The organism is Candidatus Nanopelagicales bacterium, assembly GCA_037045355.1.
In the GTDB taxonomy this organism is placed as follows: Bacteria; Actinomycetota; Actinomycetes; order S36-B12.
This window is the reverse complement of record JBAOHO010000012.1, coordinates 1-17,616: the sequence shown is the minus strand read 5'-3', so window position 1 is coordinate 17,616 and position 17,616 is coordinate 1. Positions and strand designations below refer to the sequence as shown.

Here is a 17,616-nt window from a genome sequence, read left to right as displayed (position 1 = left end):
TCCGGTCTCCTGAACAACCGGGATTCCGCCCCGCCCAGCTATTTATTACACTGGGCCCGTGGAAAATCCCGGGCCGACGGCAACCAGCCTCCCGCAGGAGGAGCGGTCTGCCGTCAGCCGCCCCCCGTCACCACCGCGGGCGACCAAGCCGCCGGCCACCGTGCGGGGTCGTTACCTGCTCCTGGGCGGCGCAGGAGCCTGCCTGCTGCTCGGGCTCAACGCCGGCGTCCTGCTCCTCGGGCTGCCCGCCCCCTTCAACACCGAGCGCCTCGCCGAAGTCCACGCTCAACTGATGCTCATCGGGTTCCTCGGGACCCTCATCGCGCTCGAACGAGCCATCGCGTTGCGCCGCACGTGGGGTTTCGTGGCACCCGCCGGGACTGCCGTTGGGTCACTGCTACTGCTGTCCGCCGCCCCCGCGGCGGTGGGGCAACTGCTGCAACTGGCGGGCCTGGTCACGCTTCTCTTGGTCTACCGGCAACTGTGGCGCCGCTCGCCCAGCACCGCCGTCGCCGTCCAGACCCTCGGTGCGGTCCTCGCCATGGGGGCAGTCGTCATGTGGCTGGGATCGGTCGCCACACCGGCGCTGTTCCCGTGGTTGGGCGGGTTCCTGATCCTGACCATCGTCGGCGAACGCCTCGAACTCGCCACCGTCGGCGCTCCTCCCCGCAGCGCGGAAGTGCAACTGCTGGTGACGTCCGCCGGCTACGTGGCGGCCGCCGCCGCCACGTTGCTCTGGCCGACGGTCGGGTCAGTGTTCCTGGGATTGGCCACCTTGGCGCTGGTCACCTGGCTGCTGCGGTTCGACGTCGCCCGCCGCACGATCCGGGCGACCGGGCTGCCCCGCTATGTGGCCGTGAACCTTCTGTGCGGCACCGCGTGGCTCGGTGTCGCCGGCGCTGTGTGGCTGTTCGGGGGGCCCGTGGTGGACGGCGCCGCCTACGACGTCGTCGTGCACGCGGTGGGGGTCGGGTTTGCGCTGTCCATGGTGCTCGCCCACGCGCCGATCATCCTGCCCGCAGTTCTGCGGCGCCCCTTCCCCTACCGCCCCGTCCTGTATGTCGCCACCGCCGGACTTCAGGTGGCACTGCTGCTGCGGGTGGCCGGTGATTTCCGCTCGGCGACCCAGCTGTGGCAGGTCGGCGGCATGCTCACGGTCGTCGCGATCCTCGCGTTCGCGGTCATGTCGGCGACGTTGGTGGCACGGCGATGAGGCGAGCCACGTGGCATATGCGCGCCTCGGTGCTCGTCATCGGGTGGCTGCTCGCGGCGGGAGTCGTCGCCTTGCTCCATCGGCAGATCCCGGCGGCGCCGTGGCTGCTCGTGCACCTGCTGCTGCTGGGTGCGGTGACGAACGCCCTGTTCATCTGGACCTCCCACTTCAGCCTCGCGCTGCTGCGCCTGCCCGACCCCGGCACCCGCCGTGCGGAGGCCCTGCGGCTCGCCACGCTCAACGCGGCCATCGTCGCCGTCGTCTCGGGAGTAGTCGCCGGTGTTGCAGCGCTCGTCGGCGCAGGCGCGGTTGTGCTGGCTGCTGCTGTGATCGCCCACGTCGCGACGCTCGTGGGCCGACTGCGCCGCGCGCTGCCGAGCCGATTCACCATGACCGTGCACGCCTACATCGCCGCCGGGCTGCTGCTGATGCCGGGGCTCGCCCTCGGCGCCGGGGTGGCAGTGGGACTCGCCCCCGCCGGGCAGGAGCAGCGCTGGATTCTCGCTCACGCGGTCATCGCGCTCTTCGGCTGGATCGGCATCCCGATCCTCGCCACCGTTGTCACCTTGTGGCCGACCATGCTGCGGACCCGGATGGCGCCCGGATCAGAGCGAGCCGCCCGCACCGGACTGCCCTGGCTGATCACAGGAAGTGTCATCACCGCCGCCGGCGCGCTGCTCGCCATCCGCCCCCTGACCGCCGTCGGCGTGGTCGCCTACCTCCTGGGAGCGGGAGTCACCGCGGTTCCCCTGATCGCCGAGGTCCGGCAACGCGCGCCGCGTTCATTCGCGTCCTGGTCGCTGCTGGCCGGGTTGACGTGGCTGCTCAGTTGCCTGCTGATCTTCGCGGCGCTCACGCTGTTCGTGCCCGACGAAGAGACTCTGACCAGCGCCGCCGGCAGGTTGACCGCCGCCGTCCTGGTCGGCAGCGTCTTGCAGATCCTGCTCGGTTCGCTGTCCTATCTGCTGCCGGTCATGGCCGGGGGAGGGCCCGCCGCGATGCGGTGGCGCAACACCCGTGCTGACACGGCCACGTTCACCCGGCTGGTGAGCGTCAACCTCGGCTTGCTCGTCTGCGTGCTGCCGAGCCCCAGTGTCGTGCGGGTCATCGCCTCCACGATCGTGCTGCTCAGCCTCTTCGCGACCGTCGGGGTGCTGATCACCGCGATGCGTACCCCCAAGCGGTCTGAGCCGGAACCTGAACCGACGCCGGTGGCTCCGGCATCAGGGGTCGCCGTCCACAGCGGCGGGGTCGTGGTCGGGCTCGCCGCTGTCGTCCTCGCCGTGGCGGGCGGCGTCGCGATCGACCCGGCTGCGGTGGGCACCACGGCCACCGATGCCGAGCCGGCAGCCGCCGGAGTCACCGCGACAGGACAGACCACCACCGCCGACGTGACGATCAGTGGGATGCGCTTCACTCCCGCTGTCATCACGGTCCCCGCGGGCAACCGGCTGATCATCAACCTGCACAACACAGGCGACGATCGGCACGACCTGGTCCTCGACACCGGGCAACAGACCGCCCGACTGGCTCCCGGCGAGCGCGCGCAGCTCGACGTCGGCGTGGTGGGGCGCTCGATCGAAGGGTGGTGTTCGGTCGCGGGTCATCGCCAGATGGGCATGGTGCTGCAGATTCAGGTCACCGGCGCCGCCCCAGTCGCTGCGGCTGATCCGCACGCCGCGCACGGCCACGGCGCGGGTGATTCGGCCACGCCGTCGGACACCGCCGAACCCGCGGCGGCTGGTGGACAACTCGACTTGATGGCCGCGCCCGGAGCGGATTGGCGGCCGCGTTCTGCCGTTCTGCCGCCCGCCGGCCGTTCCCGGGTGCACCGCGTCCGGATGGTCGCGACCGAGCAGGAACGAGAGGTCGCGCCCGGCTTCACCCAGACCCGGTGGACGTTCAACGGCACCGCGCCTGGACCGACCCTGCACGGCCGCGTGGGGGACCGCTTTGTCATCACCTTGGTCAACGACGGCACCATCGGGCACTCGATCGACTTCCATGCCGGGGCGCTTGCGCCGGACCGCCCCATGCGCACCATCGAGCCCGGCGAACAACTGACCTACCGCTTCACCGCCGAGCGCGCCGGAGCGTGGATGTACCACTGCGGGACGATGCCGATGTCGATGCACATCGCCAACGGGATGTTCGGAGCCGTGATCATCGACCCACCCGGGCTGCCGCAGGTCGATCGCGAGTTCGTGCTCGTCCAGTCCGAGGGGTACCTCGGGGCGCGGGGTGAGACCGCGGACGCCGCCAAGATCGCCGCCGGCACCCCCGACATCGTCACCTTCAACGGCTATCCCATGCAGTACGACCACCACCCCCTCCAGGCCCGCAGCGGCGACCGGGTCCGCATGTGGGTCGTGGACGCGGGACCCAACGAGCCGTCGTCCTTCCACGTCGTCGGGGGCCAGTTCGACACGGTCTACCAAGAAGGCCGGTACCTGCTGCGGAACTCCCGAGACAGCGGCAGCCAGGCCCTCGGCCTGCTCCCCGCAGCGGGCGGATTCGTGGAGTTCGAGGTCGACGAACCCGGACACTACCCCTTCGTGTCCCACATCATGTCCGACGCGGAACGAGGGGCCCACGGCATCCTGCACGTGCGCTGAGCTTCGGCCGTTCCAGCGGCCCGCCTCGCGACTCCCGCCTCCTGCCTCGCGTCACGCGAGCGGCGAGCGGTCCGGCATTCTGGACCCGTGGCGGTGACGACGCTCAGGCAGCGACTCGACACGTGGTTCGACCTCACGTCGCGCGGGTCAACCGTCGCCCGCGAGTGTCGCGGCGGGGTCGTCACGTTCGCGGCGATGGCCTACATCCTCGTACTCAATCCCCTGATCCTCGGCACCGTGCGCGACCGGGACGGCGACCTGATCGGAGCAGCCCCGGACCAGGCCACCGCCATCGCCCTGGTCATGGCCGCTACCGCCTTCATCGCCGGCGTGCTGAGCATCATCATGGGGGTGGCCGGACGCCTGCCGATGGCCGTGGCGGCCGGGTTGGGCCTGAACAGCTTCATCGCCCTCACCCTGGTCCCGACCATGACCTGGCGAGATGCCATGGGCTTGGTCGTCCTCGAGGGACTGGTGATCCTGGCCTTGGTCCTGACCGGGCTGCGCCGCGTTGTCTACCGGGCAGTCCCCGCACCGCTGCGGTACTCCATGGGGGCCGGCATCGGTCTGTTCATCGCCTTCGTCGGACTGACGAACGCGGGATTCGTCCAGGTCAATGGCCCCCAGATCACGATGGGCGACGACGGCAGGATCCTGGGGTGGCCGCTGGCCGTCTTCGTCGTGGGGCTGCTGCTCATGATCGCGCTTGTGGCCCGTCGCGTCACGGGAGCCATCCTCATCGGGATCGTGGCCACGACGGTGCTGGCCGTGGCCGTCGAGGCGGTCGTCGGCCTCGGACCGAGCGATGCGGACCACCCCACCGGGTGGAGCCTGACCGTCCCCCGGATCCCGGAACAGCCGTTGGCGACTCCCGATCTGTCGCTGATCGGGCAGTTCGACCTGCTGGGGGCCTTCAGCGCGGTCGGCGTGGTGGCCGCTCTGGTAGCGCTGTTCTCGCTGGTCCTTCCCGACTTCTTCGACACCTTGGGAACCGCGTTCGCCCTGGCCGACGAGGCCGGGATCGTGGCGGACGACGGTGACATCCCGCACCTGCAGTCGATCCTGGTGGTCGACTCCCTGGCAGCCGGAGCCGGTGGCGCGTGCTCGGTGTCCTCCAACACCACTTACGTCGAGTCCGCGACCGGCATCGCGGACGGTGCCCGCACGGGCATCGCCGCGCTCGTAACCGGCGTCTTGATGCTCATGGCGATGTTCCTGGCGCCGGTGGTCGCGATCATTCCCTTCGAGGCCGCGGCACCCGCTTTGGTGATCGTCGGCTACCTGATGCTGACCCAGATCAGGTCCATCGACTTCCTCGACATCGGGCAGAGCCTTCCGGCGTTCTTCACGATGATCGTCATGCCGTTCACGATGTCGCTCACCAACGGTATCGGCGCCGGGTTCATCGTCTACGTCGTGGTGGCCGCAGCCCAGGGCCGAGCGCGGTCCGTGCCCTGGCCCACCTGGCTCGTCGCCGGCATCTTCGTGCTGTACTTCCTGATCCCCACGTTCCAGCTCATGTAAGTACTGCTCGCCATTCTTCGTGCCTTTCATGTCGAGCCGGGCGTCTCGACCCGGCGACAGTCGCTCGTCGCCGGGTGGGGGGTCAGTGATGGAGATAACCGAAAGGGGGCAATCGTGCAGGCAGTCGTGAACGCCCGATCAGAGATCGAACAGTGACTGACCCCAGTAGCCGCCTGGCTGGACCCCCGGAGGCACGGCGAAGACCGAACTGCTCAGGTAGCGGACGTACTCGTTCATGAGGTCGGACTTCGACAGCCGCATCTGGAGGGGAATGAACTGCTTGTCCAGGTCGCGCTGGAAGGCGAGGAAGAACAGCCCGGCGTCAAGGCGCCCCAACCCGTCGCTGCCGTCGGTGTAGTTGTAGGCGCGGCGCAGGATCCGCTGCCCGTCATTGGCGGACGGATGAGCCAGCGCCATGTGGGAGTCCGCCGCGATGAGCGGTTGGCCGTCACTGCCGGCCATCGTGAAGTCGGGGGTGTCGAACTCGCCGCCGCCGGACAGGGGGGAGCCTTCTCGTTTGCTCCGCCCGAACACCGCCTCCTGCTCCCGTAGCGAGGTTCGGTCCCACGTTTCGATCGTCATGCGGATCTTGCGCACTGCCAGGTAGGTGCCGCCAGCCATCCACGCCGGGTCGTCGGTCGGGGCGACCCAGAGGAATCGGTCGGTGTCGGCGGGGTCACCGGTGATATTGGCGGTGCCGTCCTTGAACCCGAAGAGATTGCGCGGCGTGGCATCGTCGGGGGACGTCACGGAACTCTTGCCGAAACCCGCCTGCGACCAGCGGACAGTGGTGCGCCCGAAACCGATGCGAATCAGATTGCGCACGGCGTGCACCGCGACCTGCGCGTCGTCGGCGCACGTCTGGATACACAGATCGCCACCGCTGATCGCCGGATCCGTCATGTCGCTGGGGAAGTGCGGCAGCTCCCGCAACCCGGGCGGGCGGTCCGCGGCGATCCCGAACCGGTCCCGCCCGCGCTGGTCGCCAAAGAGAGTCGGGCCGAAACCGATCGTGACGGTCAGACCCGACGCAGGCAGGCCCAACGCCTCGCCCGTGTCCTCGGGCGCAGCGTCATAAGACCCGCCCAGGGCACCGAGGGCGTCGATCTCCCGGCCCTGGGTCATGGCGGCCGCAGCCTCGGTCCACTGCCGCAGCAGGTCGATGAGGTCCTCGCGGGAGTCCGTCGTGACATCGACCGCCGCGAAGTAGAGGTTGTTCTGCATCGGCGTCGTGATCCCCGCCTGATGCGCTCCGAAGAAGTCGAACCGACGGTCGCCGGCCGGCGCCTCCCCTGCTTCTCGCGCGAGCGCCACGCCGGCAGCCCCGATGCCTGCCGCGGTCGCGGCCCCGGCACCGAATACCCCCAACAACGCGCGACGCGACAAGCCCGTGCGAGCTGTCCCCTCCTCAGCCGGTTCGCGCATGTCAGCGCCCTTGCAGCACGGTGACAGTCAAGGCGGACAGCGGCTCGCCCAAGGCATCGACCGACGTCGCGAGTTCCCGGATCTGCTTCGGGGTCAGGTCGGGGTACAGGACGAACCCGTCGCCGCGACGATGCCGGTCGAGGGCGCTCTGGATGTTCGCGAACTCCTCATCCAAGGTCGCGGCGAGTTTCGGGTTCCGATCCGCCACCACCGGACGGACTCCGGCGTACATCACCTGAGCACCCTCGAGATTGGCCTGGAAGTCCCACAGGTCCGTGTGCGACCAGGCTTCCTCCTCGCCCGTGATCTTCCCGGTGGCGACCTCGTCCAGCAGTTCCTTGGCGCCGTTGCCCAACTGATCGGCCGTGAAGGTCAGATCCTGGGTCCGGTCTGCCAAGGTCGTGGTGTCGGTGACGAGTTGCTCGGCGAGTTTGTCCCGCTGCTTCTGCGTCAACGGCTGGTACCCGCTGCGTGGTGGCCACAGGTCCTTCTCGATCCGATGCCACCCTGTCCACTTCTGTCCCGGCTCGAGGTCGGCCTCGCGGGCGTCCAGGATCGGGTCGAGGTCGCCGAAGGATTCCGCCACCGGCTCGATCCGCTCCCAGTGCATGCGCGTGGGCGCATACAGCGCCCTGGCGGTGTCGTCGTCCCCCGCCTGGTACGCCGCGGCGAACTCCTTGGTGTCCTTGAGGAGTTGGTCGGATTGATCGCGCACGTAGGCGGCGTAGTTGGCCGTGGCCCGTTCGATCACCGCCGAGTCGTCGTCTGATGTCGGCATCGGCACGCCGGAGTCGTTCACCGCGAAGTCGGAGCGGATCCCGTCACCGGTCATCCCCGGCTTGCAGGCCAACTGATACGAGCCCGGGGGCAACTGCACCACGAGATCCCGGGTGAGGCCGGGCGCGATGTTCTCCGCCTCGCCCATGACCCGCAAGCCGTCCTCGCCCAGGACGTAGAACTCGGTGACCTGGCTGCCCGTGTTCGATACAGCGAAGCGAACGACCCCTGAGGCGGCATCCGCGGCACTGACCTCACACGATTCGTCGCTGCTGGCCACTGAGACCACTCCGGTGTCGGCGCTCTGAGACGGGGTGGACGACTGGCAGGCGGCCACGGTGACGACGAGCAGTGGCACCGCGACAGCAACGACCCCGGTTCGGACAGACAGATCCACGGACCCTCCAGATTCGCGACCCCACCCTGAGGTCAAGTTAGGTAAGCCTAACCTTATGAAGGGACTGGGGGCCTCTGGGGGCCGTTCGGTTACCGGCCCGCTGGTTCGACGTCCTTCAGGCAGAAGAACCAGTCGACACACTCGACACCTTCTTCGGCGCCTTCCATGCGTTCCTTCGCGGTGCCGCAGGAGCCCGCCGGCGGGACGATCACGCGGTCGCCGGGGCGCCAGTCCGCGGGGGTCGCCACCGCATGCTGGTCCGCGGTCTGCAAGGCGATGATCGCGCGCTTCAACTCATCGAAATTCCGACCCATGCTCAGGGGGTAGTAGATGATCGCGCGGATCACAGCCTCGGGATCGATGATGAACACCGCACGCACTGCTTGGGTGCTCGACTCGCCCGGCATGATCATGCCGTATTTCGACGACACCTCCATCGTGATGTCCTCCACCAGCGGGAAGGTCACCTCGACGTCCTTCATGCCGTTGAACTCGATGCGCTCCTTGATGGTCCGCAGCCACGCGATGTGGCTGAACAGGCCGTCCACCGACAGTCCCAGCAGCTTGGTGTTCAGCGCGGCGAACTCGTCCTGCATGGAGGCGAACGTCATGAACTCGCTGGTGCACACCGGAGTGAAGTCCGCCGGGTGGCTGAAGAAGATGACCCAACTGCCCGCGAAGTCCTCGGGGAACGACACGTCGCCTTGGGTGCTCTTCGCGGTGAAGGCCGGCGCCTTGTCGCCGATCCGGGGCATGGGGGTCGTTGCGGGCGTGGGGGTCGTTGCGGGCATGGGGGTGGAGTCCTGAGTGAGGGTCATGGGTCTTCCTTTCGCTGGCCATGATACCCCAGGGGGTATCTGTGGGTGGCGTCAGAGGTGTGACACGAATAGCTCTTGCGCCATCTGCACCTGGCGAATCGACGAGGCTGGCGGCCAGCCTCTGCCGAGAAGTCCGTTGTCGGACCATTGGCGCGTAGGGCAGGACTTTGGTCCCCGCAGCGTGCAGGGAATCCGGCCTACCTTGGACGTAGGTGTCGGAGTGTGAGCGAACACGTCTGGCCCGTTCGGAGCGAGGTGCGGCGTGGTACTTCGACGGTCCCGCGGGGCGACTCTCTTGGTCGTTGCCGTGGCACTGGTTCTGGGTCAGTTGTTGGTGCCGGCTTTCGGTCGGGCCTCCTCCACGCCGGGTCTTGAGACGTCCATCGCACTGCCCGGATACCCGAGTTCCACCGTCGGTGGTGTCACCGGTCCGGATGGCAACCTGTGGGTCCCCTCGACTGGCGGCCAGATCTACGTGGTCAACCCCACCAGCGGGGCCGTGAACACAGTGACAATCGGCAGTGGCTACAACCGGATCACCGGACTCACCGCTGGGCCCGACGGCAACATGTGGGGCACTGTCCTGCAGCAGACTTCCACCAGCGCTCATGTTGCGGTCGTCCTCATCTCCCCGAACGGTGTTGTCATACCTTTCACGTCGGGGATCAGTTCGACCGATGGGCTCGGTCAGATCGTGACGGGGCCGGACGGCAACCTCTGGTTCACCGAAGGTCCGAACAAGAGGATCGGGCGGATGAACCCCTCCACCTACTCCATCACGGAGTACACGACACCCTTCGAGCCCGGAAGGCTCACCGCTGATCCCTCCGGCTATGTGTGGATGTATTCCAACCTCAGCGGCTCGGGATTCACCACCGAGTTCGGCAGGATCTCCACCAGCAACTTCTCGATTCCCACCTACAACTTCGGATACGACGTCTACGACATTGCCATCGGCCCCGACGGCGCCGTCTGGTACGCGGAGACCACCAACGTCGCTGTGCCGACCGTCACCAAGTGGTTCCCCGGCGGCACATCAGCGACCTACCCCGTGCAATACGCGGGGGGTGGGCTGACGTTCGCCGCCGACGGGGGACTGTGGGTCTTGGAGTCCACCGGTAGTCAAGGCCAGGGGAATGCGCAGCGACTCAATCCTGCGACCGGTGCCGTCACCGACACCTACACGTTGGACCCCAGCCTGGGACTCGGCGGGGTCTTCGCCGGCCCGGACGGAGGGCTGTGGGGGAGCGGATCGCGATCACTGACGCGGCTGTCGACCTCGGTGAACCCCACGATCACGGGACCCACCATCAGCGGGCAGCCCTACCAGGGGTACCCGCTGGTCTGCGGGGGCGACACCTGGGGGAGCGTCACCGCGCCGATCACCCCGACGCAGCGCTCCTACACGTGGTTCCGTACCGGAACCGCCGCCCCCGTCGGCAACGCGAGTACCTACACACCCGTGGCGGCTGACGTCGGCAATGCTCTTTCGTGTCGCATCACCGCCACGTTGCCGGCGGTTCTCACGCCGCAGATCGCCACCAGTGGACCGGTGAGTGTGCAGGCCCGACCGATCCCGGTGGTGGCATCGGTCGCAGCCTGATGAGGGGCCTTCGGCCGGTGGGACCGCAGTCGACTATCAGCGGCACGGGATTCGTCACCGGAGCTCTGGTCGAATTCGGGGATACGGAGGCCACCGATGTCACGGTGGTGTCCGCCACGGAGATCCAGGCGACGACCCCGCCGGGCGCAGTCGGTGACGTGGACGTGATCGTCACCAACCCGGACGGAACGGCGGCGACCCTTCCGGACGGTTACCAGTACCTGCCCCCGGACCCGCCCACCATCGCGTCGGTACTGCCCACCTCGGGTCCCTCAGCCGGCGGTAACCAGGTCACGATCACCGGTTCCGGCTTCACCGCCGCAACGACCGCCCGATTCGGTGGCAGTGCGGCGACCGTGTCCGAATGGTCCGCCACCGCACTCACGGTGACGGCGCCGGCGGGCAGTCCCGGGGCCGTGAACGTCAGCGTCACCGACGTCGGGGGTACCGCCACCCTCACCAGCGCCTACACCTACACCGGGCCTCCCGCCATCACCGGCGTCCAGCCGGCATCGGGCGACGACCAGGGCGGCACATCCATCACCGTCACCGGATCCGGGTTCACCGCCTCAGGAGCATCGGTCACGGTGGGCGGTGCGGCTGCCACCAGCGTGACGGTCGTGTCCAGCACTCGGATCACCGCCGTGACGCCGGCCGGGACTCCCGGCAGCAGCAACGTCACCGTGACCAACCAGTGGGGCAGCGCGACCCTCACCAACGGCTTCACCTACGTGTCCACGCCACCGACGATCAGCGATGTCTCACCAGGGTCCGGACCCGCAACCGGCGGCACCGAGTATCACCATCACGGGAACCGGATTCGTCGATGGCGCGACCGTACAGGTGGGAGGGCGTAACGCCACCAATGTGGTGCGGGTTTCGGCCACGGAGTTGACGGCGACAACCCCCAGCGGTCAGCCGGGCTCGGCGTCCCTGGTGGTGACCAATCCCGACCAGGGTGTGGCCACGGCATCCTTCACCTACATCAGTTCCCCCACGGTCACGTCTGTCTCACCGGCGTCGGGTGACGACGCTGGGGCCACACAGATCACGATCACCGGCACGGGCTTCATCGACGGTGCCGCTGTGACCGTGGGCGGGTCGCCGGCCACCGACGAGTCGGTGGTCTCGGGGACCCGGATCACCGCGGTCACCCCCAGCGCTCCGGGCAGTTGCGCATCGACCTTCCCGTGCACGGTGAATGTGACCGTGACCAACTCGGACTCGGGGACCGCCACCCTGGTGGACGGCTTCACCTACGTGGCCGTCCCGCCTGAAGTCGACGCCGTCTCGCCGTCGTCGGGACCGCTCGTCGGCGGCAACGTCGTCACCCTCACAGGCGCTCGGCTTCCAAGACGGCGCAGCGGTTCAGTTCGGCAGTCGGTCCGCTTCTGAAGTCTCCTTCGTGTCCGCGACGGAACTGACCGCCACTGTGCCGTCAGTGACCCGCGCCCAGACAGTGACGGTGACCGTGACCAACCCGGACGGCGGGACGAACAGTCTCGCGAATGCCTACTGGTACCTGGCGGATCCACTCGTCCAAAGCGTCGCGCCGTCCTCCGGGCCGACATCCGGCGGCACGACGATCACGATCACAGGATTGGGATTCGAACCTGATCTGCGTGTTCTGGTCGGAGGGGCTGCGGCCTCCGATGTCCAGTACGGCTCCTCGACGTGGCTGACAGCTGTGGTTCCCGCCGGCTCGGTTGGTGCGGTGGATGTCGAGGTGGTGGACCCCGACGACGAGAGCGCGCTGCTGGCGGATGGGTTCACCTACACCGCCGAGCCGACACCGACGCCTACGCCCACGCCTTCACGCCCACTCCGACGCCCGACGCCCACGCCGACGCCCGACGCCGACCCCCACGCCTTCCGCCCACCCCGACGCCGACCCCAACTCCGACGCCAACGCCGACACCCACGCCGACGCCATCCCCATCCCCCTCGACCCGAACGACCCTGTCGGTGTCGGCGAAGACCCTGAAGGGCAAGCGTGTCCGGTTGACGATCACCGCCTCGCCGGCGGCTGCGCGCCGGGCCGAGATCTATCGCCGGTCGGGCAAGAAGTGGGCCCTCGTCCAGCGAGCGCCGACCTTCCCCTCACGGCAGTCGGCCGCCGTGGTCACCGTGGTGAAGAGGGTCAGCCCCGGCACGAAACTGAAGACCGTTCTGCCCGCCACAGCCAGTGCGACGGCCGCCTCGGACGTGGTCCGCGTCAAGAGCCGCTGACCCGGCAGCGATAGGTGGTGGTAATGGCCCTTTCCACGGCGGGGTGGCTCAGCGGCCGACCACCGTCAGGTCCACGTCCGGCTCCAGGAGCAGTCGCACCCCGCGGCCGGTTGTGCAGGACAGGACATGACCACCCGCGCGCCGATCCGAGGTGAGGCCGTGCAAGTGCACGCCCACCGGCGCCGCTCCGCTCAGATCCGGCCCGGTGCGAAAGCCCACGAGTTGGGCGCCACGACCCGACAGGTCGAACTCGGTCTGATCGGTGGTGACGTCGGCGAGCGCGGCCCACGGTCGCTCCTGTCGCGGCACGCTGCGGGTGGTGAGTTCCGTGAAGTTGCCTCGCACCTTGACTGCCACCAGGCCACGCGTCGTGCCGACGGCGTCGTCGATCACCTGCACCAAGTTGGTGCACTGCGCGCCGGCGGGGAGTCGTCGCTCGATGACCGGGTGGAACTCGATCGTCTGCGCGAACGGAGTGCGTCGTGATAGTGACACCTGCTCCGGCTTGCCGCTCGTGGGTACCCGATACGCGGTGCCGCCCATGACGACGAGCTCACCGTCGAGCGCATGGAACGTCCCCAGTCCGATGCTGCGCGGGGTCACCACGCGACGCAGGGGCGCGAGACCGGAGTAGTTGGGGGAGTTCAGCCACGCGTAGGTGCCGATCTGGCGCGCCTCGCCGCGGGAGTCCGTGGGTCCGCCGAGTACGACGCCGTTGGCTGCGGGCAGGGCCAGGGCCACTGCCGTCACCGCTGCCGTCGCCACTGCGAACAGCGCGGTCGTGAGCCGGAACGTCATCCGCACACTCGCCTCCTTCGGTGGGTGGCCATTCTGACAGGTGCCCTCTCGACCGATTCACCATCACCGCCAACCCTGACACCGGACCCGACCAACCCCACTGGCTCATCACCACCACCCCCGACACCAATGGAAACGACGATCTCCATGAAACGACGTCAACGAATCGGAGTCATCGAAACGGGTGCGCGTGCGGAGTGGTCCGTCACCAGTCCTCGCCCGGTGGCGGCGGAGCGGTTGCGGTGCGGTCCCGGCCGTCGCGCTTGGCGCGGTACAGAGCGGCGTCCGCGCGGCTGAGCAGGGTGTCGGGGTCGTCGCCGGGTTGCGCAAGCGCGACACCGATGGACAGGGTTACGGGTACGGTCCCTCCGGTCGTCGTCACCGGTGCCCGCACCGCGGTGTGGATCTTCTCTGCGATGGCGACCGCGTCATCGAGCCGGTCCACCGCGGGCAGGACGGTGATGAACTCGTCTCCGCCGTACCGCGCCACAAGGTCACCGGCGCGTACCGTCGCCCGGATGCGGATGGCGACCTCCCGGATGACCTGATCGCCGACGACATGGCCGTGGGCGTCGTTCAGCGGCTTGAGGGAGTCGAGGTCGAGGAAGAGCACGGCCACGCCACGGCCGGTGTGGGACGCGTCGAGCAGCAACGCCTCCACTCGAGAGAACAACTCGCGCCGGTTCATCAGCTCGGTGAGCGAATCGTGCGCAGCGAGGAACCGCAACTGGTCGCGGACCTGGCGGGACTCGGTCACGTCGATGAACTGCGACACGAACGAGGTGGCGGTCCCGGTCTCGTCCCGCACGACGCCGATCGAGTGCTCGACCCAGATGCGCCGCCCATCGGCGCGGATCATCCGGTGCTCGCGGGTCACGGATCGCTGGCCGCTGGCCAGGAGGTCCGCTCGCATCCGTCGGTCGAGGTAGTCGTCGTGTGCGTCGAGCACATCCCCAACGCCGTGCTCGGTCAGCCACGCCTCGTCGTGGCCCAGCAGTCGGCACAGCGCCGGGTTGACCTCAAGGAAGTCCCGTTCTGGGGACACCACAGCCATGCCGGCGGGTGCGGACTCCAGCGCTGTGCGGAACCGCTCCTCACTGCGAGCCAACGCCTCCCGGGTCTGTCGCTCGACTTCGATGTCACGTGCCGCTGCGACTCGCCCGACGACCGCACCCGTCGAGTCGGTCACCGGGCGCAGCGTGACGGCCATCCACCGATAGGTGCCGTCCTCCGTGCGCCAGCGCGCCTCATACTCCGCACGCTGACCGTCGTTGGCGTGGGTCCCGGCCGTCCGCATCTGAGCCACGTCGTCGGGGTGCAGAAAGGACGTGACGGGCCTCCCAATGAGGTCGTCAGGGTCCAATCCGTGGAGGTACTGCACGGACGGTGACACCCACTGCAGTACCGCGGACGCGTCACCGAGGGCGACCACGTCGGAGGCGTTCTCGGCCAGCAGTCGGTAGAGCTGTTCGGACTCGGCCAGCTGCTCCCGCGCGGACCGAAGATCGGTCACGTCGAACCCGACGCCGCGCAGGACGGTCGACCCGTCCGCCCGCGCGACGCACTGCGCACGGACTCGCATCCACACCGACGACCCGTCCTGCCGAGTCGCGCGCAGTTCCTCTTCGGTGCGCTGACCAGGCTCGAGCGCGAGGATCGCGGAGAGTCGGTCTGCGTCGTCTTCGGCGATCTGCGAGCCGAACAGCGCGGGATTCTCACGCAGTTCGCCGGGTGTTTGGCCGAACAGCCCCTGGATCGTGTCGCTGATGTACTCAACCGCACGGTCGGGTCGAGTGCGGACCTCGAACACCACGCCACCGCCGGCCTCGACGACCGCCTCCACCCAGCCTCGGGGCTGATCAGCAGGGACGCTCACACCGCCCCCTCACCGTCGGACGCCTTGGTCCATCGACCTCTTGCCACACCAGTGCTGAGTCTAGTGCCGGGCGACGAACGGAGCCCGCCCGGCGAGATCGACCACGTTGTACGGTCGTGGGTGCCGATGCGAGGCGAGCGACAGGGAGGCGGACATGGGGAAGGCCACCAGAACTTTCGGGGCCGCGTTGGCCGGGCTCACTCTTGTGCTGGCAGCGGCCGGACAACGTGTCGGCTCCGCCGCACCGGCGACGGCCGAGGTGGCCTCCATTGGGACGCCCGCTGTCCGGATCACCTCGGTGAAGGTGCGGTACACCGCACGAGAAGTAGTGGCGAAAGTCGTCTTGGGGCCACGCGGGGCAGTGGCCGAGACGATAGCCGGCGGCGGCAGCGTCTGGACGAAGTTCTTCTTCCTCGGCGGACCCACAGTGGTACTCAGACGCAACGAGTCGAACCCGCAGATCCCTCCCCGGGCGCCGATCAAGACCTTCCGGAACTCGCAGCGGATCAACTGCGGAGCCACCGTCGCGGCCGACCCCGACCGCGATCGCTATGTGTTCACTGTGCCCATGGACTGTGCGCCCGGCGCGGGCAACAAGGTCCGCGCGCAGGCGGCCACCTACATCCCCTTCTACTCGTCCATCACCCCTCCGACGTCCAGAGGCTGACCTTCCGAGCAAGCCACTGACAAGCCTTCCGAGCAGGCCACTGACAAGAGCGCCTCGACCACGATCAACTCAGAAGCTGTCGGTGTATCAGGGGCAAGGGTCACCGAGAGCCACCTGGCCTCTCACGTCCCCCCCGACGGGTGATGCATCCGGCCGCGCACTCCACCAGACTCGGTCGGCATCGACAAGGTCGTCGTGGATGTCTCCGGTGACAGGGACCTGGACCACGAGGCGCAGGTGCGCGGCTGGTTCCTGCTCCACTGATGCCACCCGCAGCGCAAGAAGTACTGAGAAAACCAGCAAGGACACGAAACCAGCAAGGAAACGAACCAGCAAGGAAACGAACCAGCAAGGAAACAAGGCGAGAGGAAGCGACATGGGACTGCGAGATCGAATCCGAGGCGACGAAGGCTCCCACAACGCGCGATATCAGATGCGCGAGAAGTTGATGTCCATCGGTGACGACTTCTGGATCGAGGACGAGAACGGCCAGCGGGCCTTCAAGGTCGACGGCAAAGCCGTTCGGATCCGTGACACGTTCGTGTTGCGCGACGCTGCGGGACAAGACGTCGCCAAGATCCAGGAGCGCAAGGTTCGGGTGCGCGACACCATGGAGATCGAACGACCTGGGGGGAACGTCACCGTCAAGAAGGCCCTCGTGGGCCTGCGTGACCGGTTCGCCATCGACGTCGAGGGTGGCCCCAGCATGAAGGCGCAGGGCAACATCGTTGATCACGAATACGAGATCGAGGCCGATGGGGCCACGGTGGCGACCGTTTCGAAGAAGTGGTTTCGCGTCCGTGACACCTATGGCGTGGAGATCGCACCGGGTCAGGATGCCGCGCTGTTGTTGGCGATCACCGTGTGCATCGACAGTCTGACCAGTCCTTGACCGCTACCGCGCAGTTGACCGCAGGTTCCGCCTGGCCATCCAAGCCATGACGTCGTCGACTGGGCGGCCGGTGCGCAGAGCCTCAAGCGGTGTGCAGCGGGTGCGGAATCCCCGATCAGGGTGAGCGCCGGGGTGTGCTTCTGTGCGCGCCTGGTTCCAGCAAACGTGCCGCGAAGAGGGGTTCCCCGAGCTCTTGGAGGTCGCGACGCGACGAGACGCCCAACTTCCGATAGATGGAACCCGTTTGGGTCTTGATCGTCTCTGGGGAGACGAACAGCGAGTCCGCGATCTCGCGAAGTGTCGCTCGTGTCAGGAGTCGCTCGAAGACGCGCCGCTCGGCTTGGCTGAGATGGGCGAGCCGGAATTCACCCTCCACGGTCTCGTGCGCCATGGCCACGAGGTCGGCCAGGAGCGGCGAAGTGTCGAGTCCTCGGGCCGCCGCCACCGCCGCCTCGAGGTGGTGTCCGGCCTGGATCCGGTCGCCCAGGATCGCCTGGGCGGCAGCGGAGAACGCATGGCTGATCACGTTCAGCCACGGAAACACCGGTCCGAACGTCAGTACCGCCTCGTGTGCTTGGCGAAGGCGCTGTGCCGCCTGGGCGTCTTCGCCCGAACGCGCGGCGAGGAATGCCGCGGGACCCGACAGCAGTGCCCCCGACGCAAGGAAGTGGGTGAGGCCTCGCTCCTCCCAGGTCTGCAGGGCCTCTCGCACCAATCTGTCTGCGGTTGCGATGTCACGGCGAGACAGTAGAACGGTCGCCAACAGTGCTTTGGTATGCCGA

17 protein-coding genes are annotated in these 17,616 nt (G+C 68.0%); 10 read left to right on the top strand and 7 right to left on the bottom strand.

Annotated features, from left to right (window positions below):
• The first annotated feature begins 58 nt into the window (after positions 1–58).
• The 3 genes from V9E98_04885 to V9E98_04875 all read left to right on the top strand — a co-directional run bounded on the left by V9E98_04885 (position 59) and on the right by V9E98_04875 (position 5,352).
• On the top strand, positions 59–1,213 hold the full coding sequence (locus V9E98_04885) for a hypothetical protein (protein ID MEI2716320.1): 1,155 nt from the start codon (positions 59–61) through the stop codon (positions 1,211–1,213).
• Positions 1,210–3,828 carry a multicopper oxidase domain-containing protein gene (locus V9E98_04880; GenBank protein ID MEI2716319.1) on the top strand — a complete coding sequence of 873 codons (2,619 nt, stop codon included), beginning with the start codon at positions 1,210–1,212 and terminating at the stop codon, positions 3,826–3,828. The genes V9E98_04885 and V9E98_04880 overlap by 4 nt, the downstream gene beginning before the upstream one ends.
• An 87-nt stretch (positions 3,829–3,915) precedes the next feature.
• Positions 3,916–5,352 carry an NCS2 family permease gene (locus V9E98_04875; protein ID MEI2716318.1) on the top strand — a complete coding sequence of 479 codons (1,437 nt, stop codon included), beginning with the start codon at positions 3,916–3,918 and terminating at the stop codon, positions 5,350–5,352.
• 138 nt (positions 5,353–5,490) lie between these two features.
• On the opposite strand, the gene efeB is transcribed toward V9E98_04875, so the two are convergent.
• The 3 genes from efeB to V9E98_04860 all read right to left on the bottom strand — a co-directional run bounded on the left by efeB (position 5,491) and on the right by V9E98_04860 (position 8,769).
• Positions 5,491–6,777, bottom strand: coding sequence for an iron uptake transporter deferrochelatase/peroxidase subunit (gene efeB, locus V9E98_04870; GenBank protein ID MEI2716317.1), 1,287 nt, complete (start codon positions 6,775–6,777; stop codon positions 5,491–5,493).
• Position 6,778: 1 nt separating this feature from the next.
• Positions 6,779–7,951, bottom strand: coding sequence for an iron uptake system protein EfeO (gene efeO / locus V9E98_04865; protein ID MEI2716316.1), 1,173 nt, complete (start codon positions 7,949–7,951; stop codon positions 6,779–6,781).
• 89 nt (positions 7,952–8,040) lie between these two features.
• Entirely contained in the window at positions 8,041–8,769 is a 729-nt protein-coding gene (locus V9E98_04860; GenBank protein MEI2716315.1) for a peroxiredoxin, read from the bottom strand.
• Between the two features lie 307 nt (positions 8,770–9,076).
• Here V9E98_04860 and V9E98_04855 point away from each other — a divergent pair, with 307 nt between their 5' ends.
• From V9E98_04855 to V9E98_04835, 5 genes are read left to right on the top strand one after another with little or no spacing between them, the layout of a single operon-like run.
• On the top strand, positions 9,077–10,372 hold the full coding sequence (locus V9E98_04855) for a hypothetical protein (GenBank protein ID MEI2716314.1): 1,296 nt from the start codon (positions 9,077–9,079) through the stop codon (positions 10,370–10,372).
• On the top strand, positions 10,372–11,229 hold the full coding sequence (locus tag V9E98_04850) for an IPT/TIG domain-containing protein (protein MEI2716313.1): 858 nt from the start codon (positions 10,372–10,374) through the stop codon (positions 11,227–11,229). The genes V9E98_04855 and V9E98_04850 overlap by 1 nt, the downstream gene beginning before the upstream one ends.
• Entirely contained in the window at positions 11,129–11,767 is a 639-nt protein-coding gene (locus V9E98_04845) for an IPT/TIG domain-containing protein (GenBank protein ID MEI2716312.1), read from the top strand. Before V9E98_04850 ends, V9E98_04845 begins: the two co-directional genes overlap by 101 nt.
• Before the next feature lie 10 nt (positions 11,768–11,777).
• A complete protein-coding gene (locus tag V9E98_04840; protein MEI2716311.1) occupies positions 11,778–12,356 on the top strand; it encodes an IPT/TIG domain-containing protein in 579 nt (192 codons plus the stop codon).
• Positions 12,338–12,601: a hypothetical protein gene (locus V9E98_04835; protein ID MEI2716310.1), complete on the top strand. Its 264-nt coding sequence runs from the start codon at positions 12,338–12,340 to the stop codon at positions 12,599–12,601. The genes V9E98_04840 and V9E98_04835 overlap by 19 nt, the downstream gene beginning before the upstream one ends.
• Positions 12,602–12,649: 48 nt before the next feature.
• Here the strand turns inward: V9E98_04835 and V9E98_04830 are convergent, their stop codons facing one another.
• Positions 12,650–13,399, bottom strand: a complete 750-nt coding sequence (locus tag V9E98_04830; protein MEI2716309.1) for an acetolactate decarboxylase — start codon at positions 13,397–13,399, stop codon at positions 12,650–12,652.
• A gap of 205 nt (positions 13,400–13,604) precedes the next feature.
• Entirely contained in the window at positions 13,605–15,275 is a 1,671-nt protein-coding gene (locus tag V9E98_04825) for a PAS domain S-box protein (GenBank protein MEI2716308.1), read from the bottom strand.
• 154 nt (positions 15,276–15,429) lie between these two features.
• Here V9E98_04825 and V9E98_04820 point away from each other — a divergent pair, with 154 nt between their 5' ends.
• Positions 15,430–15,942: a hypothetical protein gene (locus V9E98_04820; GenBank protein MEI2716307.1), complete on the top strand. Its 513-nt coding sequence runs from the start codon at positions 15,430–15,432 to the stop codon at positions 15,940–15,942.
• An 87-nt stretch (positions 15,943–16,029) separates the two neighbouring features.
• Here V9E98_04820 and V9E98_04815 read toward each other — a convergent pair whose 3' ends face one another.
• Complete coding sequence (locus tag V9E98_04815; protein MEI2716306.1) at positions 16,030–16,251, bottom strand: hypothetical protein; 222 nt, start codon at positions 16,249–16,251, stop codon at positions 16,030–16,032.
• Positions 16,252–16,318: 67 nt separating this feature from the next.
• On the opposite strand from V9E98_04815, the gene V9E98_04810 reads away from it, so the two are divergent.
• Positions 16,319–16,834: an LURP-one-related family protein gene (locus V9E98_04810; protein ID MEI2716305.1), complete on the top strand. Its 516-nt coding sequence runs from the start codon at positions 16,319–16,321 to the stop codon at positions 16,832–16,834.
• A 115-nt stretch (positions 16,835–16,949) separates the two neighbouring features.
• Here V9E98_04810 and V9E98_04805 read toward each other — a convergent pair.
• Positions 16,950–17,616 (bottom strand): LuxR C-terminal-related transcriptional regulator (locus V9E98_04805; protein ID MEI2716304.1); only part of this gene is annotated, 667 nt, incomplete at its 5' end.